The organism is Dictyobacter alpinus (genome assembly GCF_003967575.1).
Taxonomy (GTDB): Bacteria; Chloroflexota; Ktedonobacteria; order Ktedonobacterales; family Ktedonobacteraceae; genus Dictyobacter; species Dictyobacter alpinus.
Genome location: NZ_BIFT01000001.1, coordinates 4,977,744 through 4,997,681, shown reverse-complemented (window position 1 = coordinate 4,997,681; position 19,938 = coordinate 4,977,744). Strand labels below are relative to the sequence as shown.

19 protein-coding genes are annotated in these 19,938 nt (G+C 51.6%); 12 read left to right on the top strand and 7 right to left on the bottom strand.

Annotated features, from left to right (window positions below; all coding sequences use genetic code 11):
* Positions 1 to 14 precede the first annotated feature (14 nt).
* The 3 genes from EL633_RS19585 (at position 15) to EL633_RS19575 (ending at position 3,410) form a co-directional block, all read left to right on the top strand.
* Positions 15 to 1,598, top strand: coding sequence for a HAMP domain-containing sensor histidine kinase (locus tag EL633_RS19585; protein WP_126628805.1), 1,584 nt, complete (start codon positions 15 to 17; stop codon positions 1,596 to 1,598).
* Between the two features lie 33 nt (positions 1,599 to 1,631).
* Positions 1,632 to 2,300, top strand: a complete 669-nt coding sequence (locus EL633_RS19580) for a response regulator (protein ID WP_126628804.1) — start codon at positions 1,632 to 1,634, stop codon at positions 2,298 to 2,300.
* Between the two features lie 69 nt (positions 2,301 to 2,369).
* Complete coding sequence (locus tag EL633_RS19575) at positions 2,370 to 3,410, top strand: LLM class flavin-dependent oxidoreductase (RefSeq protein ID WP_126628803.1); 1,041 nt, start codon at positions 2,370 to 2,372, stop codon at positions 3,408 to 3,410.
* Positions 3,411 to 3,469: 59 nt separating this feature from the next.
* Here EL633_RS19575 and EL633_RS19570 read toward each other — a convergent pair whose 3' ends face one another.
* On the bottom strand, positions 3,470 to 4,147 hold the full coding sequence (locus tag EL633_RS19570) for a cytidylate kinase-like family protein (RefSeq protein ID WP_161982266.1): 678 nt from the start codon (positions 4,145 to 4,147) through the stop codon (positions 3,470 to 3,472).
* Between the two features lie 195 nt (positions 4,148 to 4,342).
* On the opposite strand from EL633_RS19570, the gene EL633_RS19565 reads away from it, so the two are divergent.
* The gene (locus EL633_RS19565) at positions 4,343 to 4,960 is read left to right on the top strand and encodes a hypothetical protein (protein WP_126628801.1); all 618 of its coding nucleotides are present in this window, start codon (positions 4,343 to 4,345) and stop codon (positions 4,958 to 4,960) included.
* Here EL633_RS19565 and argJ read toward each other — a convergent pair.
* Together argJ and argB are read right to left on the bottom strand one after the other, a co-directional pair.
* A complete protein-coding gene (argJ, locus tag EL633_RS19560) occupies positions 4,948 to 6,114 on the bottom strand; it encodes a bifunctional glutamate N-acetyltransferase/amino-acid acetyltransferase ArgJ (protein WP_218027522.1) in 1,167 nt (388 codons plus the stop codon). The genes EL633_RS19565 and argJ overlap by 13 nt on opposite strands.
* 31 nt (positions 6,115 to 6,145) lie before the next feature.
* Positions 6,146 to 7,018 carry an acetylglutamate kinase gene (gene argB / locus EL633_RS19555; protein ID WP_246039175.1) on the bottom strand — a complete coding sequence of 291 codons (873 nt, stop codon included), beginning with the start codon at positions 7,016 to 7,018 and terminating at the stop codon, positions 6,146 to 6,148.
* Between the two features lie 354 nt (positions 7,019 to 7,372).
* Between argB and EL633_RS19550 the strand changes: the two genes are divergently transcribed.
* The 3 genes from EL633_RS19550 (at position 7,373) to EL633_RS19540 (ending at position 10,784) form a co-directional block, all read left to right on the top strand.
* On the top strand, positions 7,373 to 7,936 hold the full coding sequence (locus EL633_RS19550; protein ID WP_126628800.1) for a TetR/AcrR family transcriptional regulator: 564 nt from the start codon (positions 7,373 to 7,375) through the stop codon (positions 7,934 to 7,936).
* Positions 7,937 to 8,028: 92 nt separating this feature from the next.
* A complete protein-coding gene (locus EL633_RS19545) occupies positions 8,029 to 8,691 on the top strand; it encodes a peroxiredoxin-like family protein (RefSeq protein ID WP_126628799.1) in 663 nt (220 codons plus the stop codon).
* 899 nt (positions 8,692 to 9,590) lie between these two features.
* Positions 9,591 to 10,784 carry a phosphate/phosphite/phosphonate ABC transporter substrate-binding protein gene (locus tag EL633_RS19540; protein ID WP_126628798.1) on the top strand — a complete coding sequence of 398 codons (1,194 nt, stop codon included), beginning with the start codon at positions 9,591 to 9,593 and terminating at the stop codon, positions 10,782 to 10,784.
* A 97-nt stretch (positions 10,785 to 10,881) separates the two neighbouring features.
* Here EL633_RS19540 and EL633_RS19535 read toward each other — a convergent pair whose 3' ends face one another.
* Entirely contained in the window at positions 10,882 to 11,592 is a 711-nt protein-coding gene (locus EL633_RS19535; RefSeq protein ID WP_126628797.1) for a TetR/AcrR family transcriptional regulator, read from the bottom strand.
* Between the two features lie 131 nt (positions 11,593 to 11,723).
* Here EL633_RS19535 and EL633_RS19530 point away from each other — a divergent pair, with 131 nt between their 5' ends.
* On the top strand, positions 11,724 to 12,902 hold the full coding sequence (locus tag EL633_RS19530) for a GDSL-type esterase/lipase family protein (protein WP_126628796.1): 1,179 nt from the start codon (positions 11,724 to 11,726) through the stop codon (positions 12,900 to 12,902).
* Between the two features lie 175 nt (positions 12,903 to 13,077).
* Here EL633_RS19530 and EL633_RS19525 read toward each other — a convergent pair whose 3' ends face one another.
* Both EL633_RS19525 and EL633_RS19520 read right to left on the bottom strand, forming a co-directional pair.
* Positions 13,078 to 14,361, bottom strand: a complete 1,284-nt coding sequence (locus EL633_RS19525; protein ID WP_126628795.1) for a WD40/YVTN/BNR-like repeat-containing protein — start codon at positions 14,359 to 14,361, stop codon at positions 13,078 to 13,080.
* Between the two features lie 242 nt (positions 14,362 to 14,603).
* The gene (locus EL633_RS19520; protein ID WP_126628794.1) at positions 14,604 to 15,263 is read right to left on the bottom strand and encodes an RNA polymerase sigma factor; all 660 of its coding nucleotides are present in this window, start codon (positions 15,261 to 15,263) and stop codon (positions 14,604 to 14,606) included.
* Between the two features lie 741 nt (positions 15,264 to 16,004).
* Between EL633_RS19520 and EL633_RS19515 the strand changes: the two genes are divergently transcribed.
* From EL633_RS19515 to EL633_RS38190, 3 genes are read left to right on the top strand one after another with little or no spacing between them, the layout of a single operon-like run.
* Positions 16,005 to 16,136: a helix-turn-helix domain-containing protein gene (locus EL633_RS19515; protein WP_126628793.1), complete on the top strand. Its 132-nt coding sequence runs from the start codon at positions 16,005 to 16,007 to the stop codon at positions 16,134 to 16,136.
* Positions 16,133 to 16,489 (top strand): hypothetical protein, encoded by a 357-nt coding sequence (locus tag EL633_RS19510; RefSeq protein ID WP_126628792.1) that lies wholly within the window; start codon positions 16,133 to 16,135, stop codon positions 16,487 to 16,489. Before EL633_RS19515 ends, EL633_RS19510 begins: the two co-directional genes overlap by 4 nt.
* Complete coding sequence (locus EL633_RS38190; protein WP_371865565.1) at positions 16,407 to 16,685, top strand: HD-GYP domain-containing protein; 279 nt, start codon at positions 16,407 to 16,409, stop codon at positions 16,683 to 16,685. Before EL633_RS19510 ends, EL633_RS38190 begins: the two co-directional genes overlap by 83 nt.
* 43 nt (positions 16,686 to 16,728) lie before the next feature.
* On the opposite strand, the gene EL633_RS19505 is transcribed toward EL633_RS38190, so the two are convergent.
* Entirely contained in the window at positions 16,729 to 18,258 is a 1,530-nt protein-coding gene (locus EL633_RS19505) for a PAS domain-containing sensor histidine kinase (RefSeq protein WP_126628791.1), read from the bottom strand.
* A gap of 584 nt (positions 18,259 to 18,842) precedes the next feature.
* On the opposite strand from EL633_RS19505, the gene EL633_RS19500 reads away from it, so the two are divergent.
* Positions 18,843 to 19,937: a HAMP domain-containing protein gene (locus EL633_RS19500; RefSeq protein WP_126628790.1), complete on the top strand. Its 1,095-nt coding sequence runs from the start codon at positions 18,843 to 18,845 to the stop codon at positions 19,935 to 19,937.
* Position 19,938: the final 1 nt, after the last annotated feature.

The following is a 19,938-nucleotide window of genomic DNA, read 5'->3' as shown; positions in this document are numbered from 1 at the left end:
ATGGAGAAAAATATATGGGGCGGCACGTCAAAAATGTGCAGGCGCTGGCTAACGGCCGAAGAGCCAGAATGGCTGGATTACAGGGACAGATGGCGCTGTCGTATGTATGGACGACGGTAATAGTGGTGTTGGCGTTGGAGCTGCTGGCGCTATTTGGACTGGCCTGTATGCTGTTGCTGATTGTGACGCCCTATGTCTATACGCTTGAGGCCCGGCAAGTCGCGCAACATTATGCACTGGTGGCGTCACTCCAGGCACAACCGACCGCGCTCAACCCACAGAGCACATTTCAGGCTGGCCAAACGGGCACCCTTGAACTTCCTGGTCAGTCAAGCGCGGCGGATCCGGTCGCTGTACCCTATATTGCCAGGCAGGCAGCCAATGATCGACGGCTGGCGATAGCACTGCTGATCGCCCCGGATGGCAGCATCCGGGCCAGCTCCTATCCTCAACGCTATCCGGTCCACGGCACTTCCGGCACGCTATTGCCGGAGCGAGGTCCATTGATCAAGCACGCACTAACGACTGGTACCCCGAGTAGCGGTCAGAAAACAGGCCTGGACGCGAACAGTGTCTTCGCGCTGGAACCGGTCTGGAATCGGCAGTTACAGCCAATTGGAGCGGTCTATGTCCAGTTGACCAACTTACCCTCGCTCCACGACATCTTTATGCTCCCGTTACCATGGCTCGCGCTACTCCTGATCGGCAGCCTGGTCCTGCTGGTCCTCTTGCCACCGATCAGCGGACTCTTTGGGGTGCTGACCATGCGCGGCCCCATCCGGCGCATCCGCCGACTCGTCCGGGCCACCGCACAACTGGCGAATGGGGATTATGAGCAACGCGTCACCATTGGCCGACAGGACGAGATTGGGCAGTTGGAGCACTATTTTAATCGTATGGGCTGGCAATTGGCCGCCAGTAGCCGGCAACAACAGGTATTGACAGAGCAGAATGCACGTCTGGCTGAACGCGCACGACTCTCGCGAGACTTGCACGATAGCATGAAGCAGCAGGTCTTCGCGCTGGCCACCCAGATCGGGGCGGCGCTCACGCTACTGGATGCTCAACCTGACCAGAGCCGTACACATCTTGAGATCGCCGGCGAACTGGCCTATCAGGCCCGGCAAGAGCTGACGGCACTGATCCAGGAACGACGCCCGTCGCGACCGCCAGAGACAGGCTTTGAGCAGCTACTACGCTCCGAGCTTGAGCGTTGGAGCCGGTACAATGACATCCCGATTACCAGCCAGCTACACCCGGTGATAGGGCTACCACCGATATTCGTACAGGAACTCCTGCAGGTTGTCCGGGAGGCACTTGCCAATATAGCTCGCCATAGTCAGGCGAACCGCGTCGAGTGCTACCTGCAACAGGACCAGGAGCAGCTGGTGCTGACCATTGCCGATAATGGCTGTGGATTTGAGCCAACCAGCATCTCTCCCCAGAGCGTGGGACTACAATCAATGCGGGAACGGCTGGCCGAGGTCGGGGGGAATTTCCAGCTCCAGAGCCAGCCTGGACAGGGAACACAGATCAAGTGCGTCGCGCCTCTGAGACATGTAATGCAGGCAACGTATAGTGGTGAGTTAGATACATGATAGCCTTGAGTGAAAGAAGCAGGAAAAAGAACTATGCAGAAAGATGACATTACCATTTTTCTGGTCGATGACCATAGTATTGTGCGGCAGGGCGTGCATGCATTTCTGGCTGCGCAGCCCGACATGAACGTAATAGGCGAGGCCGCATCAGGTGAAGAAGCCCTCAAACTGATCCCGGACCTGATCCCGCATGTGGTCCTGATGGACCTCCTCATGCCCGGAATGGGCGGTGTCGAAGCGATCCGGCAGATGAAACAGGTCAGTCCCAGGACACAGGTCGTCGTACTCACCTCCTACCATGAGGATGAAAATATCTTTCCAGCGCTACGGGCCGGGGCACTCTCATACACCTTAAAGGATATCCGTTTAGAGGAGCTGGTCGATATCGTCAGACGGGCCGCCAACGGCGAGGCCAGCCTCCATCCTCATGTAGCGGCCCGCCTGATCCAGGAGGTACGTCAAACCAGGCGGAGCGTTCCGGCATCGTTCGCGCAACTGACGGAACGAGAACTAGAAATCCTGCGCCTGCTGGCCGAAGGCTGCTCCAACACCACCATCGCGCAAAGGCTGGTGATCAGTGAGCAGACAGTAAAAGGACATGTCAGTAACATTCTCAGTAAATTACATATGGTGGATCGCACCCAGGCTGCCGTTTTCGCCTGGCAGCAAGGGCTGATGGAGAAAAATCCAGCCCGTGAATAAATTGGGGGGCCTGTGATGTTATGGTTAAGAGATAGTTTACAAAAATGAAGCAAAAAAGGATAACATACAATGAGTCTCCCTCTTTCTATATTGGATCTTTCGCCTGTGGATGCTGGTTCGAACAGTGTGCAGGCGTTGCATAATACGCTTGAGCTGGCCCGCGTGGCGGATCGGCTGGGCTATAGCCGCTACTGGCTGGCGGAACATCATAATAGTACGATGACGGCGAGCGCGTCACCAGAAATCATGATCGGACATGTGGCGCAGGTCACCAAAAATTTGCGTGTCGGTTCCGGCGGCGTCATGCTCCCCAATCATTCGCCCCTCAAGGTTGCCGAGAACTTTCAGATGCTAGAAGCTTTGCATCCCGGCCGCATCGACCTGGGACTTGGACGCGCCCCCGGCACCGATCCCAGGACCGCCCTGGCACTGCGCCGCTCGCGACAGGCGCTCAATGCCGATGATTTTCCTGAGCAATTAGGCGAACTTCTCGCCTTCTCAAGCGAGAACGAGGGATTTCCCATTGGGGATACGTTCCGCAATGTCAGGGCAATCCCCAGTCATGTTACCCTGCCACCACTCTGGCTACTCGGCTCCAGCGACTTCAGTGCCCAGGCCGCCGCAGCCCTCGGCGTAGGATTTTCGTTTGCCCACCATATCAATCCAGGCTTTGCCATACCAGCCATCCAGATGTATCGCAACCAGTTCACACCATCGAGCCAGTTACAGGAACCCAGAGTCATCCTGACCACTGGCGTCATCTGCGCCGAGACCGATGAAGAAGCCGACGAACTGGGAGCCGCCATGGCCCTGGCCTGGCTACGGCTACGCACCGGTCAGGCCGGTCCCCTGCCCAGTCCTGAAGAGGCCCGCAACTATCACTATAGCGCCGCCGAGCAGGCCGTCATCAACGACACCCGCAGCCGACAGATCTCTGGCCGCCCCGAAGTTGTCCATGAGAAACTCCTCAAACTGGTCGAGCAGACCGGAGCCGACGAACTCATGATCACCGCCATGCTCTATGGACACGAAAACCGCGTCAAAGCCTTTGAACTGCTGGCCGAAGCCTTCCAACTCAAGGCCCAGCCCGCCACCGCCAACGTCGCATAAATGACAGCTACACATCACACAAACGACCATCTATCATAAATGGTCGTTTGTATGCACAATTAATTTGAGCTGGTGACCGGATGCAAGAGGCTCTGGGCTTTATAGTCCAGGGCCCGCAAGGCCAGTTCGGTCGCGCAACACAAATTCAGGGCACCGGTATTAATGATCAGATCATAGAGGTGCGCGTCGCTGATGGCACAATGATGCAGTTCTTTGACGCTGCGTTCACGCTCGCGATCTTTGCGATAAACATACTCGCCAGCCGTCAGCGCATCCAGGTTGTCTCGACGCATCACGCAATTGATACGCTGAGAGGTTGGAGCCACCACCCGCAGGTGCAGGACATCCTTATAACTGGCCAGCGTTACCTGGGCACCACGGCCCACAATTACCACATGGCCGATGTCGGCAGCCGTAGTCAGAACCTGTCCAAGCGTCTGCCCATAGGTGATGTCGTTAACACTTAACTCCAGCGGGTTTTCTGGCAGCACTGGCGGTGAAAAATACTGCATCGCTTCAAAGAGCCGTTGCGCAAAACCCTCCACCTGCTCATCATGGGTACTGGCCACCTCGGGACTAATGTCTAGTTTCCGGGCGACAAGCTGGACAATGCCGGAATCCAATACCTCCCAGCCGAGGGAGTGGGCCAGCATGCGAGCGATCTCACCGCCCCCACTACCATATTCCCGTGATACCGTAATTGCACGCATCGAAGTCGGATGAAGATTGTGATTCATGAGCTTTAAATTTCCTTCCTGCATTCCAACACACGCACATTCTCCCTCATCTCACGTTTCAGCCGGTGGAAAAGTTGTCTCAGCATCAATGGATGTGCCATAGTAGTAAAGACAGAACCACACAGAGATAGAATTTGGCTCGCGCTGAATGACTATATATATAAATAAACACTGATATAAGAAGGAAGTAGATCAATGTCGAAGCAACCATCCACCACTCTGGCCACCCGCTGGCATGAGATCGCGACACAATTAGAAAAGGCTACCGATGCGCTCGGTAGGCCGATTGATCCGGGTATCATGGAACTGGTCGTAGCCCTGAATGTACTGGGTATCCTGACGGACTCTTCATGCGAAGGGCATCTGGAACATGGACATGCCGCGCCATGGGTAGATTTTTATGCGCCAGGAACGGAAAGCGTGCGTCGACAGGCCTCTGACGCCAATCGAGCATTACGTGAAGCCGAGGAGCGAGAAGATGCGCCCGAGGTCATTCAGGAGTTGGTCAATGAGGTATTCCGGCTGGCCAGAACCGAGCAGGTCACCTACTATAAAGGTGCCTGGCTGGTCCATCAGGCACTGGAGGCCTTCTACGATCAGCATCCAAGTCCATATGATCAGCAGCTCTATCTCCATAGTGATAGCTTCGGCCATAGCCGCCTGCAGCCACATGGCATCGACTACCAGCCCCAACACACCCGTGAAGTCCAGGCCACAAAACTGGCCCAATACCAGCAAGAGGTCCAGGACTTCACGCAGTTCCTCAAAAACGATTACCTGCTCCGCGAGCATAGCGATCATCAGGAAGTATAGGTGCCGTTGATTTTAACATAATCATAAGAGAGATCACAGCCCCAGACGCGGGCCTGCTGATCTCCAAGGCCGAGAGAGACATTGATCGAGATCTCGTCCCGTCTGAGATAGTTTTTCAGTGCAGATAGATGCCCTTCATCCATAGCAAGACCTCGATGATAGACAGGAATATAACCAAAGGCAATATCAGTTTTCTCCGGTACAATTGTGTCTTGTTCATAGCATTTTCCTATGGCCATGGCGATCCGGCCCCAGTTGGGATCAGCGCCGAAGATGGCGGCTTTCACCAGCGGTGAGTTGACGATAGATTTGGCGACACGTTTGGCCTGCTGGCCGTCAAGCGCGTTTTTTACGGTAACTTCGATTAATTTGGTGGCTCCCTCACCGTCGCGGGCAAGCTCACGAGCCAGGCGCACACACATGTCCCGTAACGCCTGCTGAAAATCGGCCAGATTTACTTCGCCTGCCAGTCCGTTAGCCATGATGGCCACAGTATCACTGGTACTGGTATCAGTATCGACGCTCACCATGTTAAACGAGTCATCAACTGCATCTTTAAGGATGGTATGCAGTTGTTCAGGGGTGAGGCTGGCATCGGTCATAAAATAGGCCAGCATGGTTGCCATATCAGGCTCAATCATGCCTACGCCCTTGGCAATGCCAACCAGGGTCGCATTGCCGACACGACAACAATGCATTTTGGGATAGGTGTCCGTCGTCATGATAGCCTGGGCCGCCTGCTCCAGATGACCATAGCGCAACTGCTGCTGAATACCCGCGATCCCCTGGCGCAGGCGCTCCATCGGTAACTGGCGACCAATGACGCCAGTTGAAGATGGCAAGATATCCTCAGGAGTAATGGAGAGCTCCTCAGCTACCAGCCGCACAACTTCGCGAACATTGGCCAGTCCTTGCTCGCCCGTGGCAACATTGGCGTTTTTACTATTGATCACAAAGGCCTGTAAGCGCCCATCACGCACATGTTCACGGCCAACCGTGATGGCCGGACCACAAAAACTATTGCGCGTAAACATGGCGGCCGCGGCGGCAGGCACGTCTGAGGTAATAACGGTAAAATCTAAGCTTGTGTCTTTAATGCCAACATTCTTTGCGCAGCACCGAAAACCTTTGGGCTGCATACCTAAGAGGCGCATGATCATTCCTTCTTTGTCTGTCCGCTTTGTACTAGCGGGTAAATTGGGTGCCAATGGCCGGACCATCCAAAATCTCATGCAGGAGCACATGGTCCATACGGCCATCAACAATATGGACACATGGAACAGCTTGTAATGCCTGCAAACAGGCAGCGACCTTGGGCAGCATGCCGCCTGAAATTACCCCCTCGGCAATTAACGCCTGGGCCATCTGCCCATTAAGCCTGGGAATTACCTCCCCATCCGGCTGACAGATGCCACACACATTGCTCAGGAAAATCAGACGATCCGCCTTCAGCGCACTCGCGATATGCGATGCGGCAACGTCGGCATTGATATTCAAACACTGCCCATGATCATCCAATCCCAACGGCGCAATAATGGGGATATAGCCAGCAGCACAGATACGCTCAAGCAGGCTAGCATCCACCGCATCCACCGCACCGACAAAACCCAGTCGCTCATCCGCGACACGTGCATGGATCATATGATCGTCCATACCAGACAACCCGACGGCGCGTCCACCAAGTTGCTCGGTCAGCGCCACCAACTCCTGATTGACCTGTCCACACAGGACCATGCGCACAACGCTCAGCGTCAAAGCATCGGTCACACGCAAACCATCCTCAAAACGGACCGGAACATTACATTTCAGCAACCATTCATTGATTGAGGCCCCGCCACCGTGTACCAGCACCACCTTGACGCCACAATCACGCAACCATATAATATCCTGCAAGACCACACGTTCCGACTCCAATGTACTTCCACCCAGCTTTACTACCAGCAACTTATTACGCATGGTAGCCACCAATTGCTGCATCTCACTATCCAGATTCATCACTGAAAGCGAGTCACGCTGCTCCCCGGTTTCCATATCATCGGACACAAAAAGTGCAACCATCTCAAATCCATTCCTTCTATGGCGTATCGTGTAAAAAAACATCATCGCCACATGTTGTTCAACAAATTGTTCATTTTCATCTGCTCTCCCAAGAGTATAGTGCGAAACACATCAAAAAATGGTATAGAGACTTTTATAAGACCTCAAAAGTTGCTCAACAAATAACGCATCCTCATCCCCGTAGATTTGCCCCTCAGCGGGCAAATCTACGGGATACGTGGTGGGTGATATGCGTACGTGGTGGGTGGGGGTGAGGCATGGGATGGAATGAACTTGACATACTGGATGGGATGGTGTATAAATTAGTTAGTTGACTGACTAAATAGCAATTAGATTGAGCAAGGAAGGTGTGAGATGGCGCGAGGCGAGAAGCGTGAGCGGCTGGTTGAGGCTGCGAAGGAACAGATGTATGAGCAGGGGGTGGCACAGACGACATTGGCGGATGTGGCGCAGGCTTCAGAGGTGCCCCTGGGCAATGTCTATTATTACTTTCGCACCAAAGATGCCTTGATTGACGCGGTACTGGCTTCACGTCTGGATGAGGTGCGGGACTATTTAGCGGGCGTTGAACAATCTTCGCCTGATCCACTTGCGCGTCTGAAGACGCTGGCCAGTTCTGGCCGTGCATTCAAGGAACAACTGGTGCGCTTCGGTTGTCCTTACGCAGGTCTATGTCGGGAACTGGAACGGCAGGAGCATCCTATCGGTGATCGTTCAGGCGATCTGTTCCGCTTATACCTGGATTGGGCAGAACAACAATTCCGCTTGTTGGGCAAGGATGATACCTCACCCGATCTGGCCCTGGACCTGCTTTCAGGCATGCAAGGAGCCTATGTTCTGACGCATTCATTGCATGCTCCCGAACTCCTGGAACGCAAGATCGCACGCCTGGAAGCCTGGTTGGACTCATTGGCTTGATCCAGGCAGCCAGACAGCTTATGCAATAAATTTTTTATGCGCGAAGTAAGTTAGCTAACTAACTTACTAGAGAGAGAGAAAGAGAACGTATCATGACAACAGCAGCAACCTTAGAGCAGCAGATCAATGAGTTTAAGAGTCAGATGGCCCGGCAGGCTCCGGCTGAGGTAAGGTCACGGATCGATGGTCTTATTGATGATCTGGTCAAATCCGGCATGGCCAAGAGTGGCTTAAAAGTAGGACAGAAAGCACCAGAATTCACGTTGCCAAATCCGCTGGGAGAGCAGATTGAACTGGCTCGTTTGCTGAAAGAGGGTCCGGTAGTCGTCACCTTCTATCGTGGTGAATGGTGCCCATACTGTAACCTGCAACTGCACGCTTACCAGCAGATTATGCCACAGATCAAAGAGCTAGGCGCCACACTGGTAGCGATCTCCCCACAGACCGCCGACCACTCGCTATCAATGACCGAAAAGCACGCCCTGACCTTCCATGTTCTCAGCGATGCTGGCAACGCGATTGCCCGCCAATATGGACTGGTCTACTCTCTAAATGAGCAGATACGCCCACTCTTCACCCAGATAGGCTCGGACCTGCCCACATTCAACGCAGACAACTCCTGGGAACTTCCCATGCCCGGCACCTTCATCATCGACCAGGACGGCACCATTCGGCTCGCCCAAATCGATGCCGACTTCACCCACCGCCTGGAGCCCGCCAGCATCCTCGACGGCCTACGCGCACTCAACAAGTAGCAGCAGGATACCACTTCACGCAAGCAAATAAGTAACGGCAGGGCTTGCCCCTTCTACCCCTTCACGTAATTAATGCTCCTCAATCTCGATTACGCGCTTGAGGAGCACAACGCAGCCAATACATCTCACGTAGCAACACGCCATCCCCAACATGATCGCCCACAGGCACTTTGACGTCAAACGAGGAAACGGCAACCCGCAAGGGGATTGCCCTACAATACTCATTTACAGGCCACTTTATCATACAGGGAGAGATTAAACCTTATATTATCTTTACGATAACGAAACAAGAAATACAACAGATGTAGGGCAATCCCCTTGCGGGTTGCCGTCTCCTCGCCACACGATTCAGTTGCTTCAACATGATCCTGTACAGGCAACAAATCCCGACGTGAGATGTATTGGCCGCAAGGGCGCAACACTGTTTAAATATGAAATGATCGCATGAACCCTGGAGTCCTATACGGTCTGACACGGTGAACCCATGGGGAGGTTCCTTTTGGGCACCGCGTAAGGCAACTAGCCCGGCGAAAGGGACCTGGATGGCGGGGAAACTGGGCCACCACGCTGAGGCGGGTGGCAAACGACCGCTGAGGGTCGTAACTACGGGAACGTGGTCGTGATAGGGGGAGGAATCGCTGAGGACCATGTCGGTGTGCGTGAAAAAAAATGAATGACACCCTCAGGCAGTTAGACTCTTGCATTCATATATAGAACCTTTTATAATGCAAGAGCATGGCTGGCATGTGACACTTTTCCTTGTCCATATTACTCGATCATTAGAGTAGAGACATATAGTAAGCTTCCATTATTATTGTTTACTGATTCGGCCGCTATACATTTTTGATCATTATGTGGATAGATTATTAAGAGCGATCTACGAGAGAAAGTGGTTATTCATGAGTGGCCAGGAGAATAAATTCCAGGAGAGTAATTCTCAGGAGAATAGATTCCAGAAGCGGAATTTCCAGCTCGTGCTGCTGATTGGGCTTTTTCTGAGTGTGTGCTTTGACCTCCTCAAAAACGCTATCTCACTGCCAGCCTGGATAGGTCCGATAGTGCCTTTGCTTATCATTGCCTTTGTTGCGCTTTTGATACTCGTGGAGACAATGAAGGAAGAGGACACATCAACGACTCAGGGGCGCCGTGCCTTCCTCAACCATCTTGTACTGCCTGCTGCCACGATTAGCCTTTTAACCTTTCTGGGTGGCTTTCTGATCATAAAGGAGGGGGACATGCAGAAAGAACGGGACCAACTCAAAAAAGCCCAGCAAGCATTTGAAGCTCAGAGAAAGAGTCAGTTGACCCGACTACGGATTGGCTGGCTACCAATTGGAAATAGTCCAGGAGGGAAGGTTGATACCAGCAACTTTAATAATAGTCTGGCTAACCTCTTAGGGATACCTGTCTCGTCAGAGTCTATAGGATCAACATACACCGATACGGTCAACGCCCTGGCCCAGGGAAGGGTTGAAGTTGGATGGCTGGGCCCATTTAGCTATTTGCATGCTCATCAGAAATATGGCGCGAAAGTCATCCTACGTCAAGTACGAACGGAAGGGCAGAAAACGTATCAGAGCTACATTATTGTTGGCGCGAATAGTGGTATTCACACCCTCCAGGGGCTCAAAAGCCAGACATTTGCCTTTGTAGATCCTTTATCCACAAGTGGCAACCTGATTCCACGCTACGTACTTAAAAAAGCTGGTATTGATCCCGATAAGGATATCAGAGGCGTCTATGCAGGCTCACATGAAGAGGTTCTTCAGGGTGTGTTCAGTGGAAAGTATCCTGCCGGAGCAGTCTCAAGCGATAACTATGATCTCTATCAAAAAGAAGCCCGCACACCTAGTCTCATCATCCTCGCTAAAAGCTTTCCTATTCCTTCGGGACCAATTGCTGTACGTAAAGATATCCAACTCTATGATGTTTTGCGCGTTCAGGATGCGTTTTTAACTATCGGGGAGAGCGATCCAGCTATCCTCAATACCATTGGCTTTGTAGGCTTTGCTAAGGCCACAGACGATACCTATAAAGAACTCCTGGAGATAGCAAGCTACTTAAATATTGACATATCTAAATACAATGGGTAAAGCCAATTGAATATCCCCTACAACGTCTAACCAGCAAAAAAGGGGCCGTCAAGGAACGCCATTTTCTGCTGGTTAGGAGCGTCAAAGAACTGACTCATTATGCTTCCCCTAGCATGGCCTCCACCCAGATGTTTACGTCTTCGGGATTGATGCGCATGAAGGAATTTGCAGGGGCGCCTAACACACGCTCGATGGCATCCATGTAGGCGGCGTGGGTAACCACGATCATGGCGATCGTGGGTTGATTGTCACGCTTCGGCTCTAGTGAGAGCAATAAGCTGGCATGACTATTGCCCATACCCACGAGCAGGGACAGGATAATTTCGCCGGCCTGATCAGGATAGTTCAAGGTGAAGAGGTCTTCCTGAATGCCCTGGCGAACGATCTGATTGAATAGCGGCACACGCTGCTCGCGAATCACCTCGTCCACTTTCTGGCGCACAACGGCGTTATCGTCGGCATACCAGACACGTAGGAGCCTGACAACATCAACCTTGTTGGCCCGCCTCAAATGGTCCAGCGTATCAAAGACCCCCTGGAGTTTCTCGATGGCGCTCAGATCAGGATCATGGATGATCGGAAGCAGCGGCTTTTCCGCATCTTGTCTGATCCGTTCGATGATCGCATCCAGGAGCGTCCGGCGCGAGTCGAAGTAGTGATGGAACGCGCCACTGGAAATTCGTACATGGTCCAGGATATCCTGGATCGACATCTGCACGTATCCCTTGGTAAACACCAGACGCTGGGCGGCATCAAGAATCTCACCACGCTTCGCGGCGAATTCTTCTGGTTTAACAGTTCGAGCCATTCATTCACCTCAAAATAATAAAAAGATCGTCTATTTATTAGTATCATCACTGGCTTTCTTTTGTCAATATGCTATGGTATTACATATATTACTGAGTAGACCGTGAGAAATAGATTGACAAAGGATTATTTATGGATTCCAGGGGAGATCAGCTTTTGAACTGGGTAGGAACATGGTATGCAGCGCCGATGCAAATGCCGGCGAGTGGATTGGCCGGGCGCACGTTACGGCAGATTGTGCATGTGAGTGCGGGCGGTGGGCAGGTCCGCTTACGCCTATCGAATCGCTATGGAAATGCGACGGTCACACTGCGTTCAGTCTCTGTGGGACTGGTCCAGGATGGTCCGGTGGTGCAGGCGGGCGCTCAAACGGTGCTATTTGATGGACAAGCGATGGTGACATTGGAACCGGGACAGGAGGTCATCAGTGATCCGGTCGCTCTACGCGTTGAGGCGCTGAGTAAACTGGCGGTATCCTTTTTTGTGGCACAGGGAGAATGTACTACCGGCCACATGAGCGCTCAACAACATTCATATGTGTCCGTTCCTGGTGATTACAGCGCCGTTCTAGCAGAGGCCGCCTTTCTTGCGTATCCCCTGATAACGACATCCTGGTGGCTCCTGAGCGGTATCGATGTTATTCCGACGACTCCACTGAACGCAGTAGTGGCTCTGGGTTCTTCGGTCACGGACGGTTATGGCTCAACGCCAAATGCGAATCATAGTTGGCCCTCATACCTGGCCAAGCGACTGCTAGAGGCCGGCGGAACACGCCGGATGGCCGTCCTGAATGCAGGCATTTCGGGCAACCAACTGCTCGCCGCGGAACCAGCACAATCGCTGCCAGAAATAGAGGTGCCACACTTCCTGTGCGGAGAGGCCGGACGCCAGCGGCTAGCCTGGGATGTCCTGGGACAACCGGGGGCCACAGACCTCATTGTACACATTGGCTCAAATGATCTGCGTGCAGGCGTGCCGGCTATGGTGCTGATCGAGGCATTCCAGCAACTGGCACAACGGGCACGCCAGAGTTATCATCGTGTCTTCGGAACAACCCTCTTACCCGGCGGCTATCCTCCCCAGCAGATACCACAACGCCAGCTCTTCAATCGCTGGATGCTGGAACAGGGCATCCAACACTTTGACGCCATCTTCGATTTCGCGGCCCCATTGCGATCCGCGGAAGACGAATCCCTGCTCAATCCAGCCTACGACTCCGGCGATGGCGTCCATCCCAACGACAACGGCTACCAGCTGATGGCCGCAGCCATAGATATCAACCAACTCAGCGGCAGCCACCAGGGCCAATAGTTCTCGATTAAGCACATCCATATCGAGATACCAACAAGTAGCGGCAGGTCTTGCACCTGCGACCTGTAGACGTAAGACCTGCCGCAAGCAATACGAGTATGGATAGGTTATCATTACACAATTGCGTTTTTTAGACATTACGTACGTGAACAGGTCTCAGGTGCAAGACCTACCGCTACGATGAGATGGTGTAGTTGATCTGCTGCCAGGTGGCGCCGCCATCGGTGGTACGCATCAGCTTCTGGTCGGTTGCGACCGTGCCAGGGGCCGCAGGTTGCAGCAATTGTTTGCTGGAGATGCCCCAGCCGTTGCTGGCATCGATAAAACTAAATGCAGCCATAGAGTATGCGCTATTGGATGTCGCGGACCAGTTGTTGCCGCCGTCAACGCTACGGTAGACTTTTCCATTCTGGCTATTGGTAGCCCAGATATGATTCGCATCCTGCACATACATAGTAGTAGCCAGGAGATTCTCCACGGCATTGGTCGGGAACCAGTTGTTACCACCATTAGTTGAGCGGTACAGCATGCCGAAGTCACGATTATCTCGGGTCGTAAAACGAACTGGTAGCAGAACCACGTTGCCGATGAAGACTGGTGGTAGGGTTGCGCTGGTGCTTACCTCAAAGCCACCCAGGACATGGGGCAGAGAGATGATCTTCCAGTTATGGCCACCGTCATGGGTGAGGGCGATCGAGGGAAAGCTATTGTCGGCCCCTGCGCCAAGATCACCGGTAGCAATGCCGGTCAGCGCATCCTTAAAAGAGATTCCTGTCACATGTCCCAATCTCAGGCCATTATTTTGAGCGTTACTCGCGATCTTGCTCCAGCTCTGGCCGCCATCGCTTGAATGCCAGATATCTGAACCAGCGTGACCGGCGCCAGGCGTGCTGGAAGCTTCAAGCCAGCCCTCCTGTCCGTTCAGGAAGTGCGGAACATCAGGGATGCTCACCAGCGGATCATTGATTTTCGAGCTCTGCCAGTTACTGCCGCCATCGCTTGTGCGCAGGATAGCAATGCCCGCCCCTCCCTGCTGATTGGCAGGCGGCACCGCGATCCAGGCATATTGTCCACTCAGGAAATCACCCTTAGCCGACTGATTGAGTCCAGCATTCGCGGGCGTCACATCTTTCCAGTGCGCGCCAGCATCTACCGTCTTCAGAATAGAGCTGGCGGTCAGGGCCCAACCATTGTTCTTATCCACCATACGAATAGCCGTCAGCGGCAACGTCGGTTTGGATGTTCCTGTATTTGCAACCGACGTTGCCGTTGGGGTGTTCTGCGCTACAGGGGTAGATCCCGGTGTTGCCGTGCTGGATGCGTCCGCAGATGGGACAGATGGGGCCGTACCCGTGTCCGTACTCGCATTGCCACAGGCCGCCAGCAGAAGGGCCAGCACCAGCGTTAGCAGGCAGAAGGGCAGCCATGCCACACGCACTGGCGTTTGATAAGTCTTCATATCTTCTTCTTTCAAGGTTATCTATAACATCCAAAGAGTTTTTCATAAACCCTCTGCATAGAAAAATGATAATGCTATAATGATCGTTGCTACACGCAGTGTGAGCTTATTCACAGTGTGAGCTTATTCACAATTGGACACGAATGGGTGGTCTATATCTCTATGCGTGTGTCGTAGAAAATAGTGTGCTCATCAGTCATCATTTTCCACCACACACGCATAGATGCTATAGAATACTCTGATCACAAGGCAACGGCATAGCTTTTGCCATGTGATTTGGCGGAAAGAAGTGAACGCAGTTTGGCACAGGCGCGGTAGTGATAGGTCTTAGCCGTACTGGTCGGAATTTGCAGGCGGCGCCCAATCTCAGGGAATTTAAGATCCTGTGAATAACGCAACCAGATAATGGCACGATACTTCACCGGAAGTTCTTGCAGGGCATCATGTATGCTTTGCTGTACATCATGACGTTCAACCCACTCTTCTGGAAGCAGCGTTGCGTAATCGTGCAGCGGCGTAAAGGTAAAGGGCTCCTCATCATCTATAAAGCATTCTAATTCAGAGAAGAGGTGCGCAGGCTGGCGTTTTTTACGTCGAATCTCATCGACACAGCGATTCGCGGCCACACGGAACAGCCAGGATTTTAAAGATATATCGGCCCCATTCCAGCCTACCGATGGACTACTCGCGAGTTTAGGCAGACTGCGGAAACACTGGAGCCAGACAAACTGGAGCACATCCTCGGCGTCATCTCGGCCCAGATGCTTGCACACATACGCATGCAGTAAATCACGATAACGATCAACCAGCAAGCCAAAGGCGGACATCTCTCCATTATATGCTTGCTGGATCAACATATGATCGGTACAATTTTGCTTTTGAGGATGTTCAAGTTGTTGCATAGTGTTTATCACTTTCTTACGCTATAGTTCTGGTCAAACTACTAGAATTTTCGCTAGCTACGACGGAAGCGCATAGCCAATGAACTCAAAATCGCAGCTATATGAAATTCACGCTCTACTCTATGACTACTTATCGGGCAAGAAAGCGGTACGGTGGTTATACAGTACAGCTTCCTTGCCTGGTGTATCTTCCTACATGTGACTATAGTGATTTTTATGCCGCATAAAGCTTCCCTTTTGATCAATTGCCCACCCAGCGAGCAAGCAATTGCAGGACAAAAGTACACGGATGCCAACTATCCATGTCACTTTTTCCTTGAGTGCCTGATTACACAACATACATGGATCAAAACAGCGATGCCTTGATGACTACCCATCACTGTTTCCTTTGCTATGAAAATAATACTCGTACAGCGATGCCTTTGCAACGATCGTTAACGATCGTCTAACCATCGTTTTGTTTAAGCGACACAACAACTTGCCTGATGAATATATATATAATCTTAATGCATGTTTTACAAAACATACAGTTGTAAAAATTGTCACATTGTAGAAAATATTGCAAACAAATGTTTCCATGCGTTTCCAGGAAGGTGAGGAGGGCTGAGCGCCCTTCGCATGCATGCAAGTACTTGCTTATCATGCCAGCGTTGGGTATGATGGTAACAGAGCAACGTATCCAGGCCAGCGAACTCGATGGGACTAAGTGTGCTGGTTTGTTTGTAAGGGGAAAGCGCGCGCATGGTCAGAAATGAGCGCTTAAGACAACAGCGTATTCAACGCAATTGGCGCCAACAAGATGTGGCCAATCATATAGGAACAACCACCATCACGATCCAACGCTGGAAACACTACTTACATTTTCCCTGGTGAAACACCTGCCTGAAGAGCGCCTGCTCAGTATCAATCCCCTGTTACAGGTTGTCAAAAGAGAATTGATCTCGCCTCCAGAGCAATACCAATGGGCCGAGCGTGTGATACGCGCGGTCCACGCCGTCTTTCCGGCTACGCCAGCCCAGAACCGGGACTCCTGGCCGGTATGCCAGCACTACTTGAAACAGGCGCAAGCATGTAGTGACTTGCTTCAACACCATCAAATAATTCGGCCCGAAGCCGCCGAGTTGCTTGAACGCATAGCAGAGTATTTGCATACACAATCTCTATCGACTATCGCTGATCCCCTCGATCATCAGGCGCGACACATTCGCGCACAACTCCCTGCATAAAAAAAAGCCACAAGCACGAATCCTGTCGATCGTGGATAGCTATGCCGCCATGACGGAGTCCAGGCCCTATCGCTGTCCCTATACACCAGAAGAAGCCGCGACAGAGATACGGCGCTGCGCCGGTAGCGCTTATGATCCATGTGTAGTTGAAGCGTTCCTGCTGGTATTACACAAAAAGAGCGGGCTCTTTACATAACGGCATATCATACGTGGAACGGTAGCAGGGGCAAGCCTTGCCGCTATGCGGGTAAGCTGAAGCAGAAGGTTGAGCCCTGGCCTTCTGCGCTGGTGACACCGATGGTTCCGCGCTGGCGTTTCATGATTTCGGCGGAAATATAGAGACCAAGGCCAATACCTGGGATAGTTTCATTGCCACTGACACGGTAAAAACGCTCAAAAATCTGCTGCTGCCGCTCTTTAGGAATGCCGACACCAAAGTCCTGTACGCTAAACACAACATGGTCTAACTCGAAGCTACTTTTCACGATAACTTTATCGGCACGCGGAGAATATTTGATGGCATTCGTCAGAAAATTAATCATCACTTGCTCTATACGATCTTTATCCCCATAGATTATTTTTTGGGTTGTGCCCTGCTTTTCTAGTATATGTTTATTGGTGGTACGTTGCATTGCTTCAACGACGTTATCAACTAATTCATCAAAGGCAAAATAATCTTCGTTGAACTGGAGTTTTCCACCCTCGATCTTGGTAACATCCAATAGATCACCAATCAATGCGGTCAATTTATTGATCTGGGTATCCATCTTCCCGAGGAGCGCGGCCGAACTCTCATCGCCAGCTTTGGCGAAACGCTTTTGCAGGACCTGAGCGAAGGCTTTAATACTAGTAACGGGCGTCTTTAATTCGTGGCTGACAATACCCATAAAGTCTTCCTTCTGGCTCTCCAGTTGCTTACGACTGGTCGTATCACGGGTTGAGCCAGCGACCAGGATGACGTTTTTGTCGTTGTCAAAGACCGGCACAAAAATATACTCATAATAGCCCTCAATACCAGCCGGGCTGGTAAAAGAGGCCTCATCTTTCACAGGCTTACCTGTCAGCACAACCTGCTCAATCTGATCTTGTAATAGGGTCGCAAGTTCTTCAGGATAGGGTAATTCGTGGAAATTTTTACCAATAATTTCAGCCAGTGTAAAACCTAATAACTCCAGCAAAGAATTATTAGCGTAAGTGAATCTACCCGATGTGTCGAAGGTATAGACAAAATCTTTCAGGGCTGCAAGGGTAACATCAAATGTTTGTGCCTGTTGCTCAATCTGTAAAGCCATTTGTTCAACTTTTTGTCTGGCCACCACCTGATCAGTGACATCGTAACCATGGGCAGCGATCCCAACAAAAGCGTTATTTGAACTGCGCAGTGGTTCATACACAAAGTTCAGATAGCGCTCTTCAATCTCACCATCAGGAACTTTCTGCAAACCAATCTTCATTTCATTGCCAATAAAGGGCTTGCCCGTCGCCAGGACCGCATCTAGTAGCTCAATATAGCCCTGGCCTTCTACCTCTGGCAAGGCATCAAGAACGGATTTACCAAGAATGTCGCGATGCCCAACGAGCTGATAATAGCTCGTATTGGCCATCTCAAACACATGATTTTTTCCACGCAATATAGCCATAAAGGCAGGTGCGCGCTCAAACACATCAGCCAGCTTACGCTTTTCAGCCTCTAGTTCCTGCACAAGAGCTTTGCGCTCTTCTTCCCAGCGCTCCCTTTCAGTCAAATCAAACGAACCATCCTGAAGCATTTTTAGAAGCTCTCTCTTTATACTTATCTACATGCGGCTCAACATTTGTCGTCCATTCGGACTATATATGCTCAATGGACCGCAAAATCCATCCTGGCACTGGCTATCCCTCTTAAGGCTTTCCAGCGCACACGCAAGGCTTTGGGATGGTCGCATATGCTTCCAGCGGGAAGATATGTTAGTGGCGCTATTCCTCTAGATAGAGTAGAAAAATAGTCCTGCCATCATCTACTATAGACAAATCAGAGCGATAAAGTCAAGCATACGCCGATAAATCCTATTGTCCTTGCCATGCTTCTGTTAGCACTGCGGGCGAACCAACAAACTAGAGGAGTTTTGATGCACCTTGACAACGAAAAGATGAGAGGTCATAGCCATTTTTCCTGATTTATTCTTGTATATATGTTCTTGTCATTTATCGATATGCTATACTCAAATACAGCCATACATTATTGCACTGAAGGAAAAATAAGGATTTTTTTTCGCTTAAACTCATGATGAGAAGCTATGCTCTGTATCTGTTGAGTTTATGTATTGTAACTGCTTTTCTGTGACCTGTAGAAATTTCAAGGAGTATCAAACGCATGGACGCCATTCCGCCCTCTCATTCCGGGCAACGAGCAAGCAAGCCTGGGAATATGTATCCGTCATCAAACCCTTCACCGCCTCCGGTCAGAAGGAATTTTTTTCAGAAGCTATGGGATGGATGGTCCGCATTGACGGGTCCTAATCCTGGTAAGGATACACTTGAAACTGACCTTTTTGCGCAGGAGCGCTTACGCCGTGCCCACCTGGTGAGCGCTTTGCTGATTATCAATGTTGTCGTATTGATGTTACTCGTTCCCAGTATATTTCCGTCCTCGCCCTCTATCTGGATACCTACGGCCATTTTATTTGTTGGTGGGATTATTGTCGCGATCAGCAATCGATTTGGCAATATAACCCTGAGCTCGGTTATTTATGTACTGCAGATAGACGTCGCCCTGGTGTGCTTCTTCTGCTTTAAGCCGGCACAGGAGTTGTACAGCGAAAACATGACGAGTCTTGACCTCTTCGTGCTGGCGGTCCTGGTCGGTGGCCTCATCTTGCCCAAAAAACTGATTCCATGGTCCGGTGTCCTGCAGATAGTGCTGATCTGCGCGATCTTTTTCCTACGTCCACATAATATTAGCCTGGATGAATTAGTGCAGCGGTCGGGAAGCACCTATGTGGTACTGGTGCCGACGTTTTTACTGCATGTGGTAGGAACCACACTTGCCTGGTTACATGCCTGGAGTGTTGAGCGTGCGCTCATTCGTGCCAGTCAGGCCGAAGAGCTAGCACAGGCGCGGGCCGAGGTCAATCATCAGTCCCTGATCATCGCCAAGCAGAAAAAACGCCTTGAGGAAGGTATTTCGTCAATCCTGGAGACCCACCGCCAGGTCGCGACGGGTAATCTGGCCGCACGAGCACCTGTCCACGAGGATCAGGAACTCTGGCAAATTGGACAGGCCCTCAATCTCATGCTAATGCGCATTCAGCAGCAAGCACAGGACTATCGCTCTCTGCAGATGACGTATAGAGAAATCGAGCAATTAATTACTGTGCTGAATGAGACACGCGCAGGCACACGACCGGCCTTCCTTCCACCTTGCCGCACCCCTCTGGCACAACGTTTGCTGATGACATTGAAGCGCTAGT

Coding starts and splice junctions, on each gene's coding strand:
- EL633_RS19585 (WP_126628805.1), top strand. CDS start 15: ATGGGGCGGCACGTCAAAAATGTGCAGGCGCTGGCTAACGGCCGAAGA.
- EL633_RS19580 (WP_126628804.1), top strand. CDS start 1,632: ATGCAGAAAGATGACATTACCATTTTTCTGGTCGATGACCATAGTATT.
- EL633_RS19575 (WP_126628803.1), top strand. CDS start 2,370: ATGAGTCTCCCTCTTTCTATATTGGATCTTTCGCCTGTGGATGCTGGT.
- EL633_RS19570 (WP_161982266.1), bottom strand. CDS start 4,147: ATGAATCACAATCTTCATCCGACTTCGATGCGTGCAATTACGGTATCA.
- EL633_RS19565 (WP_126628801.1), top strand. CDS start 4,343: ATGTCGAAGCAACCATCCACCACTCTGGCCACCCGCTGGCATGAGATC.
- argJ (WP_218027522.1), bottom strand. CDS start 6,114: ATGCGCCTCTTAGGTATGCAGCCCAAAGGTTTTCGGTGCTGCGCAAAG.
- argB (WP_246039175.1), bottom strand. CDS start 7,018: ATGGTTGCACTTTTTGTGTCCGATGATATGGAAACCGGGGAGCAGCGT.
- EL633_RS19550 (WP_126628800.1), top strand. CDS start 7,373: ATGGCGCGAGGCGAGAAGCGTGAGCGGCTGGTTGAGGCTGCGAAGGAA.
- EL633_RS19545 (WP_126628799.1), top strand. CDS start 8,029: ATGACAACAGCAGCAACCTTAGAGCAGCAGATCAATGAGTTTAAGAGT.
- EL633_RS19540 (WP_126628798.1), top strand. CDS start 9,591: ATGAGTGGCCAGGAGAATAAATTCCAGGAGAGTAATTCTCAGGAGAAT.
- EL633_RS19535 (WP_126628797.1), bottom strand. CDS start 11,592: ATGGCTCGAACTGTTAAACCAGAAGAATTCGCCGCGAAGCGTGGTGAG.
- EL633_RS19530 (WP_126628796.1), top strand. CDS start 11,724: ATGGATTCCAGGGGAGATCAGCTTTTGAACTGGGTAGGAACATGGTAT.
- EL633_RS19525 (WP_126628795.1), bottom strand. CDS start 14,361: ATGAAGACTTATCAAACGCCAGTGCGTGTGGCATGGCTGCCCTTCTGC.
- EL633_RS19520 (WP_126628794.1), bottom strand. CDS start 15,263: ATGCAACAACTTGAACATCCTCAAAAGCAAAATTGTACCGATCATATG.
- EL633_RS19515 (WP_126628793.1), top strand. CDS start 16,005: ATGGTCAGAAATGAGCGCTTAAGACAACAGCGTATTCAACGCAATTGG.
- EL633_RS19505 (WP_126628791.1), bottom strand. CDS start 18,258: ATGCTTCAGGATGGTTCGTTTGATTTGACTGAAAGGGAGCGCTGGGAA.
- EL633_RS19500 (WP_126628790.1), top strand. CDS start 18,843: ATGGACGCCATTCCGCCCTCTCATTCCGGGCAACGAGCAAGCAAGCCT.